Source organism: Spirosoma pollinicola, assembly GCF_002831565.1.
GTDB lineage: Bacteria > Bacteroidota > Bacteroidia > Cytophagales > Spirosomataceae > Spirosoma > Spirosoma pollinicola.
In genome coordinates this window covers 1550941-1569520 of the sequence record NZ_CP025096.1, presented here as the reverse complement: position 1 = coordinate 1569520, position 18580 = coordinate 1550941, and the positions used below count along the sequence as shown (strand labels likewise).

At 46.3% G+C, this 18580-nt stretch carries 16 protein-coding genes; 9 read left to right on the top strand and 7 right to left on the bottom strand.

Features of this window, described 5'->3' with window-relative positions; translation table 11 throughout:
• Nucleotides 1–92: 92 nt before the first annotated feature.
• Nucleotides 93–479, bottom strand: coding sequence for a hypothetical protein (locus tag CWM47_RS06680; RefSeq protein WP_100987247.1), 387 nt, complete (start codon nucleotides 477–479; stop codon nucleotides 93–95).
• 327 nt (nucleotides 480–806) lie between these two features.
• On the opposite strand from CWM47_RS06680, the gene CWM47_RS06675 reads away from it, so the two are divergent.
• Nucleotides 807–1169, top strand: coding sequence for a hypothetical protein (locus CWM47_RS06675; protein WP_100987246.1), 363 nt, complete (start codon nucleotides 807–809; stop codon nucleotides 1167–1169).
• A gap of 245 nt (nucleotides 1170–1414) precedes the next feature.
• On the opposite strand, the gene CWM47_RS06670 is transcribed toward CWM47_RS06675, so the two are convergent.
• Nucleotides 1415–4897, bottom strand: a complete 3483-nt coding sequence (locus tag CWM47_RS06670) for a PAS domain S-box protein (RefSeq protein WP_100987245.1) — start codon at nucleotides 4895–4897, stop codon at nucleotides 1415–1417.
• A 353-nt stretch (nucleotides 4898–5250) separates the two neighbouring features.
• Between CWM47_RS06670 and CWM47_RS06665 the strand changes: the two genes are divergently transcribed.
• Entirely contained in the window at nucleotides 5251–6291 is a 1041-nt protein-coding gene (locus CWM47_RS06665; RefSeq protein WP_100987244.1) for an Atu2307/SP_0267 family LLM class monooxygenase, read from the top strand.
• A 98-nt stretch (nucleotides 6292–6389) separates the two neighbouring features.
• Here CWM47_RS06665 and CWM47_RS06660 read toward each other — a convergent pair whose 3' ends face one another.
• Together CWM47_RS06660 and CWM47_RS06655 are read right to left on the bottom strand one after the other, a co-directional pair.
• Nucleotides 6390–7088 (bottom strand): hypothetical protein, encoded by a 699-nt coding sequence (locus CWM47_RS06660; RefSeq protein ID WP_100987243.1) that lies wholly within the window; start codon nucleotides 7086–7088, stop codon nucleotides 6390–6392.
• Between the two features lie 11 nt (nucleotides 7089–7099).
• Entirely contained in the window at nucleotides 7100–7720 is a 621-nt protein-coding gene (locus CWM47_RS06655; protein WP_100987242.1) for a hypothetical protein, read from the bottom strand.
• 674 nt (nucleotides 7721–8394) lie between these two features.
• Here CWM47_RS06655 and CWM47_RS06650 point away from each other — a divergent pair.
• Complete coding sequence (locus CWM47_RS06650) at nucleotides 8395–8712, top strand: hypothetical protein (RefSeq protein ID WP_100987241.1); 318 nt, start codon at nucleotides 8395–8397, stop codon at nucleotides 8710–8712.
• A gap of 112 nt (nucleotides 8713–8824) precedes the next feature.
• Here CWM47_RS06650 and CWM47_RS06645 read toward each other — a convergent pair whose 3' ends face one another.
• The 3 genes from CWM47_RS06645 to CWM47_RS06635 form a co-directional block, all read right to left on the bottom strand.
• The gene (locus tag CWM47_RS06645) at nucleotides 8825–10357 is read right to left on the bottom strand and encodes a glycoside hydrolase family 32 protein (RefSeq protein ID WP_100993763.1); all 1533 of its coding nucleotides are present in this window, start codon (nucleotides 10355–10357) and stop codon (nucleotides 8825–8827) included.
• Nucleotides 10358–10584: 227 nt separating this feature from the next.
• Complete coding sequence (locus CWM47_RS06640) at nucleotides 10585–11472, bottom strand: carbohydrate kinase family protein (RefSeq protein WP_100987240.1); 888 nt, start codon at nucleotides 11470–11472, stop codon at nucleotides 10585–10587.
• Nucleotides 11473–11485: 13 nt separating this feature from the next.
• Nucleotides 11486–12811 carry a sugar porter family MFS transporter gene (locus tag CWM47_RS06635; RefSeq protein WP_100987239.1) on the bottom strand — a complete coding sequence of 442 codons (1326 nt, stop codon included), beginning with the start codon at nucleotides 12809–12811 and terminating at the stop codon, nucleotides 11486–11488.
• Nucleotides 12812–13099: 288 nt separating this feature from the next.
• Here CWM47_RS06635 and CWM47_RS06630 point away from each other — a divergent pair, with 288 nt between their 5' ends.
• The 6 genes from CWM47_RS06630 to CWM47_RS06605 are packed head-to-tail and all read left to right on the top strand — an operon-like array spanning nucleotide 13100 to nucleotide 18577.
• Nucleotides 13100–14242, top strand: coding sequence for an NAD(P)/FAD-dependent oxidoreductase (locus CWM47_RS06630; RefSeq protein WP_100987238.1), 1143 nt, complete (start codon nucleotides 13100–13102; stop codon nucleotides 14240–14242).
• A 60-nt stretch (nucleotides 14243–14302) separates the two neighbouring features.
• Nucleotides 14303–15016, top strand: coding sequence for a methyltransferase domain-containing protein (locus CWM47_RS06625; protein ID WP_100987237.1), 714 nt, complete (start codon nucleotides 14303–14305; stop codon nucleotides 15014–15016).
• Nucleotides 15013–16065, top strand: coding sequence for a type III polyketide synthase (locus CWM47_RS06620; protein ID WP_100993762.1), 1053 nt, complete (start codon nucleotides 15013–15015; stop codon nucleotides 16063–16065). Before CWM47_RS06625 ends, CWM47_RS06620 begins: the two co-directional genes overlap by 4 nt.
• On the top strand, nucleotides 16059–16856 hold the full coding sequence (locus tag CWM47_RS06615; RefSeq protein WP_100987236.1) for an SDR family oxidoreductase: 798 nt from the start codon (nucleotides 16059–16061) through the stop codon (nucleotides 16854–16856). The genes CWM47_RS06620 and CWM47_RS06615 overlap by 7 nt, the downstream gene beginning before the upstream one ends.
• Nucleotides 16857–16866: 10 nt before the next feature.
• Entirely contained in the window at nucleotides 16867–17313 is a 447-nt protein-coding gene (locus tag CWM47_RS06610; protein ID WP_100987235.1) for a 3-hydroxyacyl-ACP dehydratase FabZ family protein, read from the top strand.
• Nucleotides 17306–18577 carry a beta-ketoacyl-[acyl-carrier-protein] synthase family protein gene (locus CWM47_RS06605; protein ID WP_100987234.1) on the top strand — a complete coding sequence of 424 codons (1272 nt, stop codon included), beginning with the start codon at nucleotides 17306–17308 and terminating at the stop codon, nucleotides 18575–18577. Before CWM47_RS06610 ends, CWM47_RS06605 begins: the two co-directional genes overlap by 8 nt.
• The last annotated feature ends 3 nt before the right edge of the window (nucleotides 18578–18580 follow it).

The window sequence follows — 18580 nt, the reverse complement described above, 5'->3', positions numbered from 1 at the left end:
TTATTTCTGGAGATATGAAATAGAGAAACTGGCCCAATCAGGGCGAATAATGCAGCCGAACGGGCGCAAAGAGGCTTACAAAAGCCGGAGTCTTACCGTCGGGGCGGATTAATGAGGGAGAATACCCCTAAAAAGGAATACAGATCGGCCTTGCTGAAAAAATCGGCCTTGCTGAGCAAAATAGTGCTGATAGCCGAGGAAAAATGAAGGCGAACAACGTTGGGTGAGAATACAGGCACGACATGCCCGCTCGTCGGTAAGTTCTGATGGCTGTGATTGGGGTGTTTCTGATGCTCAGAATTGGCCCCGTAATGCATAGCCAGAAAATCCAGGAAGCCCAGATGCGTATCGGCCCGGCGGTGTTGGTCGTAATGCTGCACCAGCTCGACCCACTTGGCCGATTGGTCAATACTGAAACCGGGGAGCAAGCTGCTTCCCAACATCAGACCGGCCAGTAGTAGTGCAACAATTGACTTCATAAATTTTACCGCTTCAATTCGTTAACGTCCCGAGACCGCTAAAGTTTCTGTATCCGTTTAAACAACGCTAATTTAGAAAGAATCCATCGGCATCCAAGCGCCAGAAAATGCCTTGCAACATGTGTGATTCCTGTTTTCAATTTACCCGGATATCACTAAAGCTGCGATGCAACACAAGCAATATAATACAACTAAAATATATAAAATCAAAATAGTACGCTGAACTTCATTCATCTTCACCGCTATTCTTCATCGAAACAAACTATTTTTATAAACAAATCAATTAACAAGCTGTTTATAATATAAATAAAACACAATCTCAACACTATGAAAATCGCAGTAGAAAAAGGACAGGATAAGGCATTATTGCCTGATGGACAGCAGCAGGTTACCATTACTCATATCGACGAAGGGTCCAGTGAGTATAAAGGTATTCCTTTTTTTGCTGTCCGATTCGAGAACGATGAAGGGTATGTATCGCACCGATTTTATCAGTCACCAGCAGGTATGCCCGCTATCATCAGCTTGTTCGATCAGGTGGGTGTAACGGCTCAGGAAGGTAAAGACCTCGATACGAAACAACTTGTTGGTAAAGAACTTACTATTGAAGTTGGCGAACGCTCCTACACGGACCCCGAAAGCCATAACGAGCGAACCTTGAAACAGGCTGTTAATTTTCTGGCCAGTTAACGTTGACTAGTTATTAGCTACAAACTATGATTCAGTTAGTGTCATTCATTTTCGGCATTTAACAAAAGGATTATAACCACAGAGACGGTCCGCCGTTTCGGCACAGAGGTTTGGAAGGGTAAAAAAAGCCCCATTTAACCTCTGTGCCGCAACGGCGGACCGTCTCTGTGGTTATAATCCTTTTTGATTACCAATGATACCCATCTATAAGGTATGCTCCAATCCTTTGCCTACTTGAGTAAATACTACTCATTCACAGGGAAGTAGATCAAAAATGTAGCTCCCTGTCCCGGCTGACTAACAGCCGTTATGGTTCCCCCGTGATTGGCAACTACTTTCTCACAAACGGCCAGTCCAATGCCCGTCCCGGCATATTCATTGCGGCTATGTAGTCGTTGGAAAACCTGAAAAATACGATCAATGTATTTTTCGTCGAAACCAATGCCATTATCAATAACACGGATACAGTAATAAGCCGCTGCTGAACGGGGTGGCCGCACAGAGGGTGGTAAATCGTTAGCCGCAATACGCTCGCTATGAACCTGAATATATGGCGTAACTCCCTCCCTTTTAAATTTCAACGCATTACTTAGCAGGTTTTGAAATAGTTGCCGCAATTGTGATTCATCGCCTAAAATGGTAGGTAATTCCTCGACAACAACCTGTCCGGCGGCCTGTTGTATAGCAACTTCCAGATCGTCCAGCACTTCGTTCACGATGTTATTCAACGCTACCGGAGCAGCTGTTTCCTGCCGGGTAGAAATACGAGAGAATGCAAGTAAATCTTTGATTAGCAATGACATACGCCCGGCTGCAATCTGCATCCGCTCCAGGTAGTTTACACCCTCACCCAATTGACTGGCATGCTGACTTTTCAGAATATCGCCAAATGACTGTATTTTTCGTAGTGGTTCCTGCAAATCGTGGCTAGCGATATACGCGAACTTTTCCAGGTTCTCATTTGAACGACGCAGGTCATAGTTTGAAGCCTCTAGCTCTTTGGTACGAGCCAAAACCTGCTCTTCCAGGTTCGCGGCCAGTAGTTTTTGTTCATGAATATCGGTGGCTGAACCTACCCATAAAGTAATCTCACCCGCTTCATCCCGAATAGGGATGGCTCGATTCAAATGCCAGCGATACATCCCATCTGACCCACGACGATACCTATTTTCAACTACGAAAACACTGCCGCTTGTGAGTGACCGTTTATAGGCTTCCAGCGTAATCGGGAGGTCGTCGGGATGTACAACATCCTGCCAGCCGAAGCCTTTGCTTTGGTCAAAATCAAGCCCGGTATACTTGTACCAGCGTTGATTATAAAAATTCATATCACCCTGGGGGGTATTTGTCCAGGTCATCTGGGCAATAGCTTCCATCAGGGTACGGAAACGCAATTCACTTTCCTCGATAGCACGGCGAGCTACAACCTGATCTGTAACATCAATTGCCATATCAAGAATGGCGTATATCTCCCCGGCGGCATTTCGTAGCGGCTTATACGTAAAGTTAAAATAGAATGTTCTCAACTGCCCGTCTACAACCAGATCGGCTCTGGCTTCCTGGGCACTATATTCATTGCCCGTCGTATATATGTCATCGAGAATTTCGAGAAATGACTGCCCCTGTAATTCGGGAAGAGCCTCGCGAAGCGGTTTACCAATAACCCCATTGCCCTTACCCCAAAACTTGATAATAGCTTCGTTTGGCATGTCGATGATCAGGTCACGACCCACAAACAGGCTTGTAGCTACGGGAGCCTCTTCAATCAGATTACGAAACCGTTGTTCGCTTTCCTGAAGGGCAATTTTAGCTTTTACCTGTTGGCTCACTTCCGTAGCCACGACAATAACACCACTAATTGTATCGGAATCGTCACGTACAGGTGCATAGACAAAGTTAAAATAAGCTTCTTCCAGCTTTCCTTTTCGATGAAGCCGCGCCAGGGTTTCAAATCCATAGTGGGCGTTGCCCGAGTCATAGACATGCTCAAGTAGCTCCATAAACCCCTGGTCTTCTATTTCCGGAAGGGCTTTTAACAATGGAAGCCCAATAATCGACGCACTTTTCCCCCAAATTTCCAGCATGGGGAGATTAGCCGTTTCAACTCGCATGTTCCGACCGTTCAGAATACCAATGGCCACAGGAGCCTGGTTGATCATATTCCGAAATCGCTCCTCACTAGTACGTAGTCTCTCTTCTGCTTCAACCCGGTCACTAATGTCCAGAATAGCACCAACGTAGCCGGAAAATTCACCATCAGCAGTATATTGTGGTGTACCCGTACAAACCACCCAGCGCTTGGTACCGTTTATATGCTCCACCCGGAACTGGCTTTCATGATAGCGAAACGCGCGAAAATCGGCTAGCAAACTTTCAGAAGCCCGTTGTCTGTCAGAAGCCGTAACATAGTGTAACCAACCGTTTCCGAGGTGCTTTTCGAGCGGGGCCCCGGTCCACTCAATCCATTTCTGACTGACATAGGTAACTGCCGAATCTTCGTTGGTAATCCACAAAGCCGCCGTTGATGCATTGGTGATGTTGCGAAACAAAGCATCACTCTCTGAGAGGGCCTTTTTCTGTTCTTTCTGCTCGGTAATATCCAGCGCAATCCCCGATAATGTTGTGGGTTTACCGTCTGAATTGAACAAGTATTGCCCAATTACTTTAACCCAATGCACCGAGTTATCCGACCAGATAAAGCGAGCTTCATAATTTATCGTGTTTGTTGTAGCGGCATTGACATAGGCCTGTTCCCGAGCAGAACGATCGTCGGGATGAAGGTGCTCGACAAATACATCACGGGTTACACCGCGCGTTTCGTCGCCCGTAAAGATTCGGGCAAGAGATGGTGAGTACAGCATCTCGTTGGAATCAATATCGATGGAAAACGAGCCAGAGCCAGAGCCTTCAATGGCTATTCGAGCCTGTTGCTCCGCTAAACTTGCTTTCTCGCGAGCAACTACTTCAGCCGTAATTTCCTGCGCTACGCCGGAAAAACGATAAGCCACTCCCGCTTCCGTAAAGTATGTCTGACCAATAAAGCGCACCCAACGCAGTTTTCCATCGTCGGCTCCAATGGTTCTGAAACTTGTGTTATACCTGCCGCCCGATTTTGGATTCAACGCCCATTGCACAGCCGCATTGACCCGTTCCCGATCATCGGGATGGATATTTTTTAATGAATCCTCATAACTTAAATCGCCTTTAACCCAGCCCAGCAACTTTTCGCTTCGCTCATCCCATCGGGCAACATTCTGGACAGGATCAAATTCCCAGGTACCCATTTGGGCCGATTCCAGCGCAAACCGTAGTCGCTCTTCGCTTTCATCCCGTGCCTGCTGCAAAGCTACCCGCTCGGTTACATCCTGCATGGCACCAACCATTCGGATAGCCTGGCTTTCCCGGTGTAAAATATAGCCCCGGTCATAAACGGTAGCAAAGGTGCCATCTGCCCGACGAAACCGGTACTCTGCCGACCAGTTTTTTCCACCTCCATCTATAACAGTATGGATGCTGGCAAGTGTTCGTTCTTTATCATCAGGGTGGATGTTGTCATACCAGGATGCAGGATCACTTTCGTTGGTCAGAATTTCGTAGCCAAACAGCGTCGTAAACCCTTCATTCCACCATACCGTATTAGCTTCCAGATCCCAATGCCAAACAGCATCACGAGTGGCTTTAGCAAGCAATTCGAATAACTCGCCGATTGTTACTAAATCGTTTGTCAATACCTTATCTTCTAAACTTTCTTAGGCATAAAGTTAATAAAACCGAAGACGCTACGTGATTAGTTTTTCGGAAGATTTATAAGTTTTAACCCAAAGTATCTGATCCATTAAAATAAAATTCTAGGTATTATAGTAGGCTGAGAGGTCTTTCTTATAAAAACTGGATTCAGCCAGTAATGACTAAAAATGGCACACGGATGACACAGATTGAATGGATTTCCACAAAAACCCTCCCGTTTACAGATTTTTTCTGTGAAAATCCGTTTAATCTGTGTCATCCGTGTGCTTTATTTTTTTGTGGGAAAGGCTTAAAGTACTCAATATCAGCATCAATTCTTTAGCATCGAGTAAGCATGGAATTAGGAATCAGTAGCTTTGGCGAAGTCCAGCCCGATGGCGTAGCCGGGAAGGCTATCAATGCGCATAAGCGGGTGCAGCAACTGCTGGAAGAAATAAAACTGGCCGACGAGGTGGGGCTGGACGTATATGCTCTTGGCGAGCACCATAGGCCCGATTATGTGGTCTCTGCTCCCGAAATTATCCTGGCCGCAGCAGCCCCCCTGACCAAAAACATACGGTTGTCCAGCTCCGTAACGGTACTTAGTTCGGCTGATCCGGTACGTGTGTTTCAAAACTTTGCCTCTCTGGACTTAATCTCCAATGGGCGGGCCGAAATTATGGCTGGCCGTGGGTCTTTCATCGAATCGTTTCCGTTGTTTGGCTATGACTTGGACGATTATAATGAGTTATTCACCGAGAAGCTGGATTTGCTGCTTAAGATCAACCAACAGGAACTGGTAAGCTGGCAGGGAAAACATCGGGCCTCCATAGCCAATTTAGGTGTGTATCCTCGCCCATTACAGCCTCAGATCCCCATCTGGCTGGCTGTTGGCGGCACACCAGCCTCGGCGGTTCGGGCGGGGAAAATGAATATTCCCATGACACTGGCCTTGCTTGGCGGAAGCCCTGAACGGTTTGTCCCTTTCGTTAATCTATATCGACAGGCGGCTCAGGATGCCGGGCACGATGTCAGTCAATTACCCTTGGCGATCAACTCCCATTTTTTTGTGGCCGACCAGTCGCAACAGGCAGCAGATGATCTTTTTCCGACCTACCAGGCTATGATGAATCGGGTTGGTCGGGAGCGGGGATGGGCTCCGTTAGACAGGGCGCAGTTCGAGGCAATGCGCCAGTATGGGCCTTTGCTGGTGGGTAGTCCGCAACAGATGATCGACAAGATTCTGCATTTCCATGAGTTGTTCCAGAATACCCGTTATCTGGCTCAATTGATTGGCGGGCACGATTTACCACACCACAAAGTGTTGCATGCCATTGAACTGTTCGGTACGAAGGTAGCCCCGGTGGTCAGGAAAGAACTGGCTGTAATGAAGTGATCACCTTGCACTAAATTATTTCTACATACATTTTCCGCTGGTCAGGAAAAGCAGCTAACTGAGGGTTACAGATTTGCCGGTAGCTACGAGTTTGCCTTTTATTTTGGCCAGGCAATGCCGTATTTGATGTTGATGTACGCAGGAGTTGCCAGCGTGTAGTCTGATTTAGTATAGACCAGTTTACGAATTGGAAGGGCAGCGTTTATATCCAGATAAGCATTTCCAGACAATTTAAATTGTGAGCCTATCTGGAAATAGGCATGTTGCATCATATTGAAAGCCTCGTCATACTTGCCAACATTGGTGTCGTGATCCAAAATCTGACCTCTATGATACCGCTGAACATTTGGATTAGGTGTGTCATAAAACAAGCTCGAAAACAAGGCGTTGTGCGTTTGCAGGGACACATAATAACTGAAAAATCCGTGTGGGTCATTGCGTTGCTTCATCTTTTTCCCAACCGAAAAATAATAGCGTAGACCTATAGGCAACTCCACAGTGTAGAGCTGGGCATATTGACTAAAGCTATATTGAGTTTCCAGACCGACAACGACGGCTAAGCCACTGGCGATTTTACGCTCCAGCGTCACATCGAGCCCCAGCGTTTTAAAAGGAGGAGAAACCGAACTTTGTCGGAAAAGGGGCAGGCCAATACCTGCTTTAACGAGTTGTCTGGCCCGCGAAACAGGCGCAACACGTGCCTGGGTGGAGTCAGGTATCAAGCTATAAACTGTTTCCTGAGCTTGTACCAATTGTGGTACTAGTGACAGAGCGATGCCTGCTAAAAATCGAAACATACTACACTTGTTTATCGGCCCAGCTTATACAATATCCCTGCCTGCATATTTTGATTGTAAATATCATTGATGGCAGGACCGCCGGGTAGATTATATAGTTCAAAGCGATCAATTTTGGTGAACCCTCTGAAGTATCCTACTTCAGCCCCAAATCGGCCAAACGAGTACGTAAAGCGCATATTTACACCTACTTCCAGAGGATACCCCTTGCCCCAGGAACCTCGTCTGGCTACCTGTAAATTTACTTCAGGACCCGTATAAATCGTTAAATTATTGGTTAAGTGTAACCCCACAAGTGGCGTCATACCAAGATAATAATAACTGGGATTGGCTACTGTTTTGCCGTTATAGGCTGCTCTGGCAACTTGTGCCTGCACGGTCGCATCCAAGCGAAAAGTAAACTGATTTGGTCTCAAATCATGGTACAAGTACGCACCAATATAATACCCGAATTGAGGCTCAACCCCACCCAGATATGAAGTTGCTGTCGAAGGACTGGCCACTACTACTGCAGACGTAACGGCTGGCTTTGAATAGTTAAGCCCAACTCTAAACCCTACTCCGCTGGTGGGTTGCCGGGCTGTTGATTTATAAAAGTCGGCATCAGGCTGCGCAAAGACAGCCCAGTGCATACTAATCGATAAAAGAAGAGTACATATAATCTGGTATATTTTCATGCCATAGTACTTGATACATGGGCTGGGATTCCCACCAGTTGGCAAAAAATAGTATTTTAAGAAGACCTTAAAACCAAAGATTAATAATTATTCAAATATATGTTTATACTTTCTTTTAAATCAATTTATCAATACTTCTCCGTCGATAACCTGTGTTAATTTTATTTAAATGAATATGTGGTCTACTAAATAGCTCAATGCATAGTTAACTAAAATAACAATTCATAAACTATTTATATATATAATATAATTATAGTAACTTAGGCAAATAATTACGACTGCACATGTTTGCAATTAACAGATACGCTCTAGTTGAAGAATACTTACCCATAAGTTGGTAATACTATGTATTCTATTTATTTGTGTCTCTTCGAAAGCAACTATAAAAATAACCTTTCAATAAATATTGATAGAATAGAGGGAGAAAAACTGCTTTAATCCTATTTGTACAGTCAAACAATTAAGTCTATATAAGTCGTTACATGAATAGTAACGAAACTACTAAAATTATCCTTCGTTCATTAATACTATAAATTGGTCAGATAATTTATGAAACCGACATATACAGAAAGAAAGAAAATCTTTAGTAACCTTAAACAACATTTCCGTAACTTAATCTAAAACAGATCATGAATCGTTTTTCTGTAATCTATCTGCTTTCAGAGCAGTATCAACATATCCATTGTAAGACACACCACGAAGCCGATTCGGTTCTGGAACACCTCTTTACTCTGGAAAAACACACACCAATTGGCATTTATGATGCTAAGACAGAGCTTTTCTATTGGGAGTCTGTTCGACAGAATATATACAATCGGTCCAGTATAGAAGACCAGGGTAAACTTGGCAATCAGATCACTAAAATCGCGCAGGACTTACGCCAACAAAACGAACTGGATCAGGTGGAAATCGTTGTTGTTCCTCAGCCTGTTTATATAAGCATTTAAAAACAAAAACGGTGTCGAGATTTCTCGACACCGTTTTTGTTTACATCCGACCTGGCTTTATGTCAACACAAGCCAGCACCGGTACTCATCACGTTTATCATAGGTAAACTCTTTACTGACCGGCCTTACTTCCGGCTGTTATCTTTGTGTAGTTCATACTGGAAATAGTTACGCCTTTTGCCGACTTAACAGACAGCCGGGTCATATCCTTTTCCGGAAAAAATATATCGGTCATGACGCTAAGTCCATTGTCGGCGAATAACTCGACAGAGGCTGCATCAACAAGAAGTGTGAGCGAAATTTTGGTAGCTACAGCCGATCGCGGAGCCGTGTGACGACCGGCAAATCCTTTCTCAAAGTCAGTTTTTCCAGAACGGCTGCGATCTATATAAAATACGTTTGCGCTTTTGTCGTAGCCGACTACCAATTCGTTGCCCTTGTCGTTGGCCAGCACGATTGAAAAATCATTCGTATTTTGAGTCGACAGGTCAAGCTTGAATAAGCCTGTTTCATTTTTAGTTTTGGCGGTCAAATCATACTGACCTTTAACGGGCAGGTTTTTCAACGAGAAGCCCTGACCATCCAGAACATCCAGTTCTTTTATTGGTTTGGATGTGAGCAACAGTTCTTTATTGACCTCTGCGAGGCCAAGTTCGCGTGGTACAGTCGTGGCACTGCGCCAGGCAACTGTAGGCACATCGCGTGCATACTGCCAGTTGCTCATCCATCCCATCAGAATAGTCCGGTTGCCTGTATTGGCAAATGTTACACCCGCGTAATTGTCTGTTCCATAATCCATCCATTTGGTTTTAGTAGAATACGGCTTGAAGTTTTTACCATCAAAATCGCCCACAAAGTATTGAGTAGCCGAGCCTCCGTTGGGGCCACCGGGATTAATACTAACGAGTAACACCCATGCCTGTCTCCCGTTATACGTCAATGGGAACAAATCAGGGCACTCCCACACACCCCCGTGAGCCCCCAGGTTACTGCCAAAATCACTTTCGCGTGTCCAGTTCTTCAGGTTTGGCGAGGAGTAAAACGTGATACGGTCTTTAGTGGCAAGGGTCATAATCCACTTTTTCTGCGGTTCAAACCAACGCACTTTAGGGTCCCGAAAATCAGTAATGCCGGGGTTTTGCAGAACCGGATTCCCGGCATATTTCGTCCAGGTTTTACCTTCGTCAAGGCTATACGCCAGACTTTGGTATTGAAACTTATCTGATTTTGCTTTTTCTAATGTTGAATTGTGGTGCGTAAAAATGGCGACCAATGGTGTTTGCCCATTCTTACCAAAACCACTGGTGTTGTTAACATCAACAACGGCACTACCCGAGAAAATCCAGCCTAAACTATCAGGGTATAAAGCAATGGGTTGCTCCTGCCAGCGCACCATATCTTTGCTGGTAGCATGTCCCCAGTGCATAGGTCCCCAGACGGTAGCATCTGGGTAATATTGAAAAAACAGATGATAGGTCCCCTTGTAGTACACCATGCCATTGGGGTCGTTCATCCAATGGGCCTTAGGTGTGAAGTGATACAGGGGGCGATACAACTCCGGCTTGATGCCGGCTTTCGTTGATTGACCATGCGCATGACACGCTATCAAGGCCAGCAGGGCAATAATTCTGACTATTTTTTGCACAATGAATCGATTGTAAATGATGAGATCGGGAAGGTACAGTGGGGAGTCAGCCACGGATGGCCGCCCCCCACAGTAAACTATATTACCAACCTAATAGGGCCGATAAGAGCCCGGTACTCTACTTGTATTATTTTTAATTATTGGTGGAGTGGTTGATCAGTTAATTGGTTAATGACACAAAAACTAAAAACTCCACTTCACCAATAACCAATCAATTACTCCACCAATTAACCAATCCCAATGATTTGACGCACAATAGTATCCTCAGTAAAAGCTGGTGTTGCCCCCTGTTGGGTAGCCACAAAGGCTCCCGTAGCACAGGCAAATTCCAGTATCTTTTTCGGCGATTCACCCTGCAGCGTTTTGTAAAGAAATGCCGCCAGAAAGGCATCGCCACTACCAATCGTATCGGCTACCTCAACAGGGAAACCCAGTTGGCTATGTAATCCGGCGTTATCCAGCAGTACGGCGCCATGCTCACCTAGTGTCACGATTAATTTTTCGAGTTTAAAATGACCGCGTAACTGATGCATTGCCCGGTGTAGATCATTTTCTTCGCCATACCACCCCGACAATTCCACCAGTTCATGTTCATTTAACTTCACGATATCGGCCTGGTGGAGAAGTGCCTCAACTGTTGCCCGTTCGTAATGCGGAGCGCGAATGTTTACGTCAAAAACTTTTTTGGGAGCCACTTCCAGCAGGGCCAGCAATGTTTCGCGCGTTTGAGGACTACGGGCAGCCAGGCTTCCATACACGAAGAAATCACTTTGTTTAACAACATCGAGCAGGTTAGGCTCCAGCTGAATATAATCCCAGGCCACCGGTTGGACAATCTTGTAGGTAACCTCGTTTGTATCTGAGATATTGGCCTTAGCTACGCCCGTCAGGTGCGTTTGTCCCGTCTGAACCAGATCGAGCGGAAGCCCTTTGTGTTCAATAAAGTCGAGAAGTTCGCGACCAAGATCATCGTTGCCAACGCGTGTTATCATCCGGGCATCCAGGCCGAAATTACGTAGATCAGCTGCAACGTTCATGGGTGCTCCGCCGGGCTGTTTGCTGGTGGGTAACACATCCCAAAGTGTTTCTCCGAAACAGGTTATGATCGAGTTCATGGTCAGAAAAGAGTTAGTGGACAACAAATGTTTTTTCAATTTGCTCCAGGCTGGTGCCTTTTGTTTCGGGCATGAGTCGCACAACGAAGAGTAACTGCAATACCATCATAATGGTAAAGAAAAGGAAGGTGTTGCCCCCGCCAAAGTGTTCGGCAAAATAGGGAAACGAGAAGGTGATAATAGCAGCCATTAACCAGTGTGTAAAGCTCCCCAGCGCCTGACCACTGGAACGAACTTCATTCGGAAAAATTTCGGAAATAAATACCCAGATAACCGCTCCCTGCGAGAAGCCAAAGAAGGCAATATAACCAAACAGCAAGAGTGGTACTGTCATTCCGCTAAAATCTTCTACATAAAATGCCCGTGCCACCAGCGCCAGCGTAAGGATAAGCCCCACCGAGCCAATTTTCATTAACGTACGGCGGCCATACCGGTCAATGAGGTTCATGGAGATCATGGTAAAAATGAGGTTTACCAACCCAATACCCGCCGATGAGAGAAGAGCCGAACTTTTGCCCAGGCCCGTCATTTCAAAAATTCGGGGAGCGTAATAAATAATAGCGTTAATGCCCGACACCTGATTGAAAACCGCAAACAAAACAGCCAGCATGACGGGCGTATTATATTGCCCCGAAAACAACCGGGTCGATGCCTGTGAGTGAGAATTGCTTTGCTGAATAGCAACCAGTGTTTGATCGGCGGTGGCCGGATCAATCATGTTCAACACCTCTAGTGCCTCGGCAGTTTTACCCTTAACGAGCAGCAACCAGCGTGGACTTTCTGGAATATTCAATACGGCAATCAGGAAAATAAGCGAGGGAAGGGCCTGAATACCAAGCATCCACCGCCACGAATCGTCGCCAAGGCCCTGCAACAGGAAGTTCGACAAGTAGGCAATCAGAATACCCAGCACTACATTGAACTGAAACAGGCCCACCAGTTTGCCGCGAGACTTAGCAGGCGAAATTTCGGTGATATACATGGGAGCCGCAACGGACGAAGCCCCTACGCCTAAACCACCCAGAAAACGGAAGACGAGAAAAACGCTCCAGCCGGTAGACATTGCCGTACCGATAGAAGCCACTAAATAGAGGATGGCAATCCAGAATAATGTTCGTTTACGCCCAATTTTCTGGGTTGGAATTCCTCCCAGCATTGAACCGATAACGGTGCCTATAAGCGCGATGGAAACCGTTAAGCCGTGCTCCCAGACATTGAGGTGCCACAAGGTTTGAAGTGACTGCTCAACACCGGATATGACCGCCGTATCGAAGCCAAAAAGGAAACCGCCTAATGCGGCTGTTATAGACCAAAAAAAGATGCGTTGTTTCTGATTCATAGCAGAGGGAAAGGAACAGGTAACCGTTAACTTCGAATCAAATCTAGATGAACTATAAATAAGATGATTTAGAGAATTGTTCAAAAGCTTTCGAAATCAACAGTAACTATTTTTTACTGATTATCAATAAGTTAACTCAATTTAACTAAAGTTGTTTTTCGTTTTTGATACATCAATTTTCGTTTTTGATTCAATGAATTTACATTCATGAACTATCCAGAGTCGTTTTCTATAGCGACACAATGAATTTCAAAAAACCTATTCCTATATACGCAGGTTTTATCACCCATGACACCACCCCGACTAACCGTTAATGCTGATGTACTGATTATTGGTGGTGGTCTGGCAGGTTTGACCGCAGGCATTCACCTTGCCAAAGCAAACCTGCATGTGGTACTCCTCGAAAAGAACGTCTACCCACAACACAAAGTGTGCGGTGAATATGTATCGAACGAAGTACTTCCCTATTTACAGTATCTTGGCGTAGCAATCGACGAGTTGGCCCCCGCTCGCATAAACCGATTTTTGCTCAGTACCGCTTCCGGCAAAACAGTCGAAAGCATGTTGCCTTTGGGTGGCTTTGGTATAAGCCGTTTCGCGCTCGACCAGCTTTTAGCTAACACAGCCCGTATGGCAGGCGCTGACATCAGGCAAGCCGACGTGACGGATGTTCAATTCGAGCGCGATGCCTTCGTGGTAAGTACGTCAGATGAGACGAAATATACCGCCAAGATCGTAATTGGTGCTTATGGCAAACGCTCGCAACTCGACAAACGGTTAAATCGGTCATTTGCTCAACAGGAATCATCGTGGCTGGGCGTGAAAGCCCATTATCAAGCCCCGTTTCCGAACGATTTAGTTGCCCTGCATAATTTTGATGGTGGCTATTGCGGCCTGTCTCAGGTAGAAAATGGCGTTGTGAACGCTTGTTACCTTACTACTTATCGGAGCTTTAAACCGTTTAAAAACATAGACGCCTTTCAGAAGCACATTCTCCGAAAGAATCCATTCTTAAACGATTTCTTCGCCAGGGCAACTCCACTATTTGAGAAACCTTTAACGATCAGTCAAATCTCGTTTGCCAGGAAAAATCCGGTCGAAAACCATATACTGATGTGCGGTGACACGGCCGGCCTTATTCACCCCCTATGCGGCAATGGCATGGCGATGGCCATTCACAGTGCCAAGCTGGTTTCAGAATTGATCATTCCGTTTTTTAAGGGTACGCTGGCCAACCGTTCTGAACTGGAAAAAAAGTATGTATCGGACTGGTCGGCGGAGTTTAAAAGCCGCCTGTTAACCGGTCGGATTGCCCAGTCGATTCTGACGTCGCCAGGTATTACGGCGCTATTATTAAAAAGTCTGCGACTGACACCGGGGGTGTTGCCACACATCATTCGACAAACACATGGTAAACCCTTATTGACCTAATTCGTTTACCAGATAACTTATCAGTAAATTACCCATCTAATACACCAGAAAGGCACCCGAATGTTTTTAAGTACCACTCATCGCACCACTAAAGAAGAGTTTTTGGATGATTTTTCATTAGCTGGCGATGATCTGCGCGATGCGTTGGATAAGATTGCGACAATCAATCAATGGTTGGGTGGTAATCGAGTTACCATCGATGGTATCAAGATTCTCCTCAAAAATTACCCTAAAGAACGTGTGGTTTCTATCGTCGATATTGGTTGTGGTAACGGCGATATGTGCCGGGCTGTAGCTGATTTTGCCGAACAGGAAGGGCTTACGGTTCGTATACGTGGTATTGATGCGAATGCTTATACCGTCAATCATGCAAAAGCCAGTTCTGTTGCCTACCCCGATATTGACTATGCCACACTTAATATATTCGATGAGCACTTTGCCGCTGTCGACTATGACATTGCCTTGTGTACATTGACCCTCCATCACTTTACTAATGAGGAAATTCTGTATTTGATGGGGCTATTTGTAAAAAAAGCTAAAATTGGTGTCGTCATCAATGACCTACAACGTTCGGCTCTTGCCTATCGTTTATTTCAACTCGTTTGCTTTGTTTTTCAGCTCAATACGTTATCCAGAGAAGATGGGTTAACATCAATTTTGCGCGGATTTAAAAAGCAGGAATTAATTACGTTTTCAAACCAATTACAAGTAAAAACCTATCGGATTAACTGGCGATGGGCTTTCCGCTATCAATGGATTATCAAAAGCATATGAGTGTAAAAATAGCGGCCGTTGCAAAATCTTTACCAGCAAACTGGCGGGACACAAGCGATATTTTACCGTTTCTTGACGTTTGGCTGGACGGTCAGGAAAGCCGGTTTCAACGGAAAGTGAAGAAGATTTTCGAGAATGCGGCCGTTGACCGGCGCTACTCCATTATGGGGCCGACAGAGGTGTTTGAAAAAACATCTTTCCAGGAGAAAAACGCCATCTACAGTCGCGAATGTATAAAGCTGGGTGAAGATGTACTGACCAAAGCGTTAGCAAAAGTCAACTGGAAAACGACCGATATTGATTTCCTGATTACGGTAAGTTGCACGGGCATTATGATTCCGTCGCTGGATGCCTATCTGATTAACAGCCTGCAAATGAAGCAGGACGTAGTTCGATTGCCGGTAACGGAAATGGGCTGTGTAGCTGGCGTTTCAGGAATCATTTACGCGAAGAATTTTTTGAAGGCGAACCCGGGCAAACGTGCGGCCTTACTGGCTGTCGAGTCGCCAACGGCTACGTTTCAGCTGGATGATTTCTCGATGGCGAACATCGTCAGTGCGGCTATTTTTGGCGATGGAGCCGCCTGCGTTTTGCTGTCTTCGCACGAAGACGATAAAGGGCCGGAAGTCGTATCCGAAGAAATGTACCATTTTTACGATGCCACGCACATGATGGGTTTCAACCTCCGTAACAGTGGCTTGCAAATGGTGCTGGATAAGGCCGTAACAGACAATATTGCCGAACATTTTCCGGCCATTGTTCATCCGTTTTTAGAAAAAAACGGGCTTGTCATAGACGATATTTCGCACCTGATTTTCCATCCCGGCGGACGGAAAATTGTGGAAGTCGTACAGGAGCTTTTTGGCAAACTGGGCAAGAATATAGACGATACAAAAGAAGTCCTTCGGCTGTATGGCAATATGTCGAGTGCCACAGTCCTGTATGTACTGGAACGCTTCATGGACAGGCCTCTGGCCCAGGGCGATTATGGTCTGATGCTAAGTTTTGGTCCGGGTTTTACAGCGCAACGCGTTTTATTGAGGTGGTAAAGGAATTTGCACACAGAGACTATTGGGCAGTTATTCTGGGCGGCAGCTCGGGTTTAGGCCTGGCAACCGCCAGAAAGCTGGCTAACCATGGCTTGAACCTGTGCATCATTCACCGCACCCGAAAAGTAGATTTGCCCGAAGTCGAACAGGCATTTAGGCAAATTGAAACCGAAGGCGTCTTACTTAAACAATTTAATGTCGATGCAACCAACCCCGAAAAACGGGCCAGTGTCCTTACAGCTTTAAAAGAAGTTCTGGGTCAGGTCGGAAAAGTTAGAACGCTCGTTCACAGTATTGCCAAAGGAAATTTGAAGCCCATGATTGCCGAAAATCAACGGCAACTTCAGCATGACGATTTTCAGCTAACGATCGACTCAATGGCGATCAGCTTATATGACTGGACGAACGAGCTACTGGCCGCCGGGCTATTTGCATCCGATGCACGCATTATTAGCTTTACGAGCGAGGGCAGCCAGAAAGCCTGGAAAAACTACGCGGCTGTTTCGGCGGCTAAAGCCGCTCTGGAAGCTATCTCTCGCAGTATTGCGCTAGAAATGGCACCGTTTGGTATCCGGGCCAACTGCATTATGGCGGGCGTTACAGACACAGCCTCTTTTCGACTGATTCCGGGGGCCGATGCCTTACGCGAGCATAGTCAACAACGGAACCCATTTTCGCGTTTAACCACGCCCGAGGATGTGGCCAACGTTGTTTATTTGTTATGTAGAGACGAAGCTGCCTGGATCAATGGCGCAGTTATTCCGGTAAACGGGGGCGAACACCTTCAATAAACGCATACGCTTGCAGAATTTTACGCACATCTACGAAAAGCTACCCTATAGCAAACCCTTTTTGTTTGTCGATGCCCTGCATCATATTGACGAAAACGGCGTTGAAGGCAGTTATACCTTTCCCGAAGATTCCTCTTTTTACGCGGGTCATTTCAAACAGAAACCCGTAACGCCGGGCGTTATTCTGACCGAAGTGATGGCCCAGATCGGTTTAGTTTGCCTGGGCATTTTTTTGCTGGATGATTCCCTTTCAACCGAATATACCGTTGCTATGACGGCTACCCAAATTGACTTCTACAAACCCGTTTTCCCAACAGAAACCGTCACGGTTCGGTCAACAAAAGAGTATTTTCGATTCCAGAAGTTAAAATGTAAAGTCGAGATGCTAAACAGCCGGGGCGAACTGGTTTGCCGGGGCACCATTTCGGGGATGATGAAACCGACCAATCATGCGTAAACGAGTCGTAATTACCGGGCTTGGCGTGGCAGCTCCCAATGGGGTTGGCGTCCCTTCTTTCTTAGACGCTATTCAGCACGGTCGCAGCGGTATTGCGTTTCAACCGATTCTGGCTGAGTTAAAATTCTCATGTCAGATTGGGGGCATTCCTCCCATTACGGAAGAAATCAAACAGAAATATTTTACCGATTTACAGCTTCGGCAGCTCAATAGCAGTGGCATCATTTACGGTGTCATTGCTGGCATGGAAGCTTGGCACAATGCTGGTCTGTCTGTTGCCGCCGAACAACCCGACTGGGACAGCGGCATTGTGTTTGGCACCGGTATTTTGGGAATCGACAAGTTCAGGGAGTCTATATATAAGGTCGATGAGGGGCAGGTCAGGCGGTTGGGCAGTACTACCGTTGTGCAGACAATGACCAGTGGCGTCAGTGCCTATCTAGGTGGTATGATTGGTTGCGGCAATCAGCTAACCGCCAATTCATCAGCCTGCGCAACGGGCACAGAGGCCCTTTTACTGGCCTACGAACGCATTGCGAGCGGTCAGGCAACCCGGATGCTGGCTGGCAGTTGCAGCGATCACGGCCCTTATATCTGGGGTGGTTTCGATGCCATGCGCGTTACGCCCTACCAATTTAATGACGCTCCCGAACGCGCATCAAGACCACTCAGTGCTTCGGCAAGCGGTTTTGTGCCCGGCAGTGGTGCGGGGGCGCTGGTACTGGAATCGCTGGAATCTGCCCTGAGCCGCAAGGCAACAATTTATGCTGAAGTGCTGGGGGGACACTTGAATTCGGGTGGTCAGCGGGGAGGTGGGTCCATGACAGCCCCTAATGCATTGGGCGTAAAACGATGCATTCAGCAAGCCATTGAGCAGGCAGGCATTCAACCCAACGAAATAGATGTGATTGATGGCCATTTGACGGCCACCATAAAAGACTCAGCTGAAGTGACCGCCTGGTGCGAAGCCTTAGATCGGCGGGGAGCGGATTTTCCGTATATAAATTCACTCAAGGCAATGGTTGGGCATTGCCTGAGCGCAGCCGGGAGCATCGAGTGTGTGGCCGCCGTGCTCGAATTGCACGAAGGATTCATTTACCCATCTATCAATTGCGAAGACCTGCATCCAGAAGTTTCGAATCTGATAGCACCCAAAAAAATCCCCCAGCAACTAATTGAGCAACCCATTCAGGTACTGGCAAAGGCCAACTTTGGTTTTGGCGACGTGAATGCGTGTGTAATTTTAAAGAAGTTTAACTCCTGACCT

What these genes read in the sequence shown, in the direction of transcription:
- CWM47_RS06680 (WP_100987247.1), bottom strand. Translation starts at nt 479, where the DNA reads ATGAAGTCAATTGTTGCACTACTACTGGCCGGTCTGATGTTGGGAAGC.
- CWM47_RS06675 (WP_100987246.1), top strand. Translation starts at nt 807, where the DNA reads ATGAAAATCGCAGTAGAAAAAGGACAGGATAAGGCATTATTGCCTGAT.
- CWM47_RS06665 (WP_100987244.1), top strand. Translation starts at nt 5,251, where the DNA reads ATGGAATTAGGAATCAGTAGCTTTGGCGAAGTCCAGCCCGATGGCGTA.
- CWM47_RS06660 (WP_100987243.1), bottom strand. Translation starts at nt 7,088, where the DNA reads ATGTTTCGATTTTTAGCAGGCATCGCTCTGTCACTAGTACCACAATTG.
- CWM47_RS06655 (WP_100987242.1), bottom strand. Translation starts at nt 7,720, where the DNA reads ATGCACTGGGCTGTCTTTGCGCAGCCTGATGCCGACTTTTATAAATCA.
- CWM47_RS06650 (WP_100987241.1), top strand. Translation starts at nt 8,395, where the DNA reads ATGAATCGTTTTTCTGTAATCTATCTGCTTTCAGAGCAGTATCAACAT.
- CWM47_RS06640 (WP_100987240.1), bottom strand. Translation starts at nt 11,472, where the DNA reads ATGAACTCGATCATAACCTGTTTCGGAGAAACACTTTGGGATGTGTTA.
- CWM47_RS06635 (WP_100987239.1), bottom strand. Translation starts at nt 12,811, where the DNA reads ATGAATCAGAAACAACGCATCTTTTTTTGGTCTATAACAGCCGCATTA.
- CWM47_RS06630 (WP_100987238.1), top strand. Translation starts at nt 13,100, where the DNA reads ATGACACCACCCCGACTAACCGTTAATGCTGATGTACTGATTATTGGT.
- CWM47_RS06625 (WP_100987237.1), top strand. Translation starts at nt 14,303, where the DNA reads ATGTTTTTAAGTACCACTCATCGCACCACTAAAGAAGAGTTTTTGGAT.
- CWM47_RS06620 (WP_100993762.1), top strand. Translation starts at nt 15,013, where the DNA reads ATGAGTGTAAAAATAGCGGCCGTTGCAAAATCTTTACCAGCAAACTGG.
- CWM47_RS06605 (WP_100987234.1), top strand. Translation starts at nt 17,306, where the DNA reads ATGCGTAAACGAGTCGTAATTACCGGGCTTGGCGTGGCAGCTCCCAAT.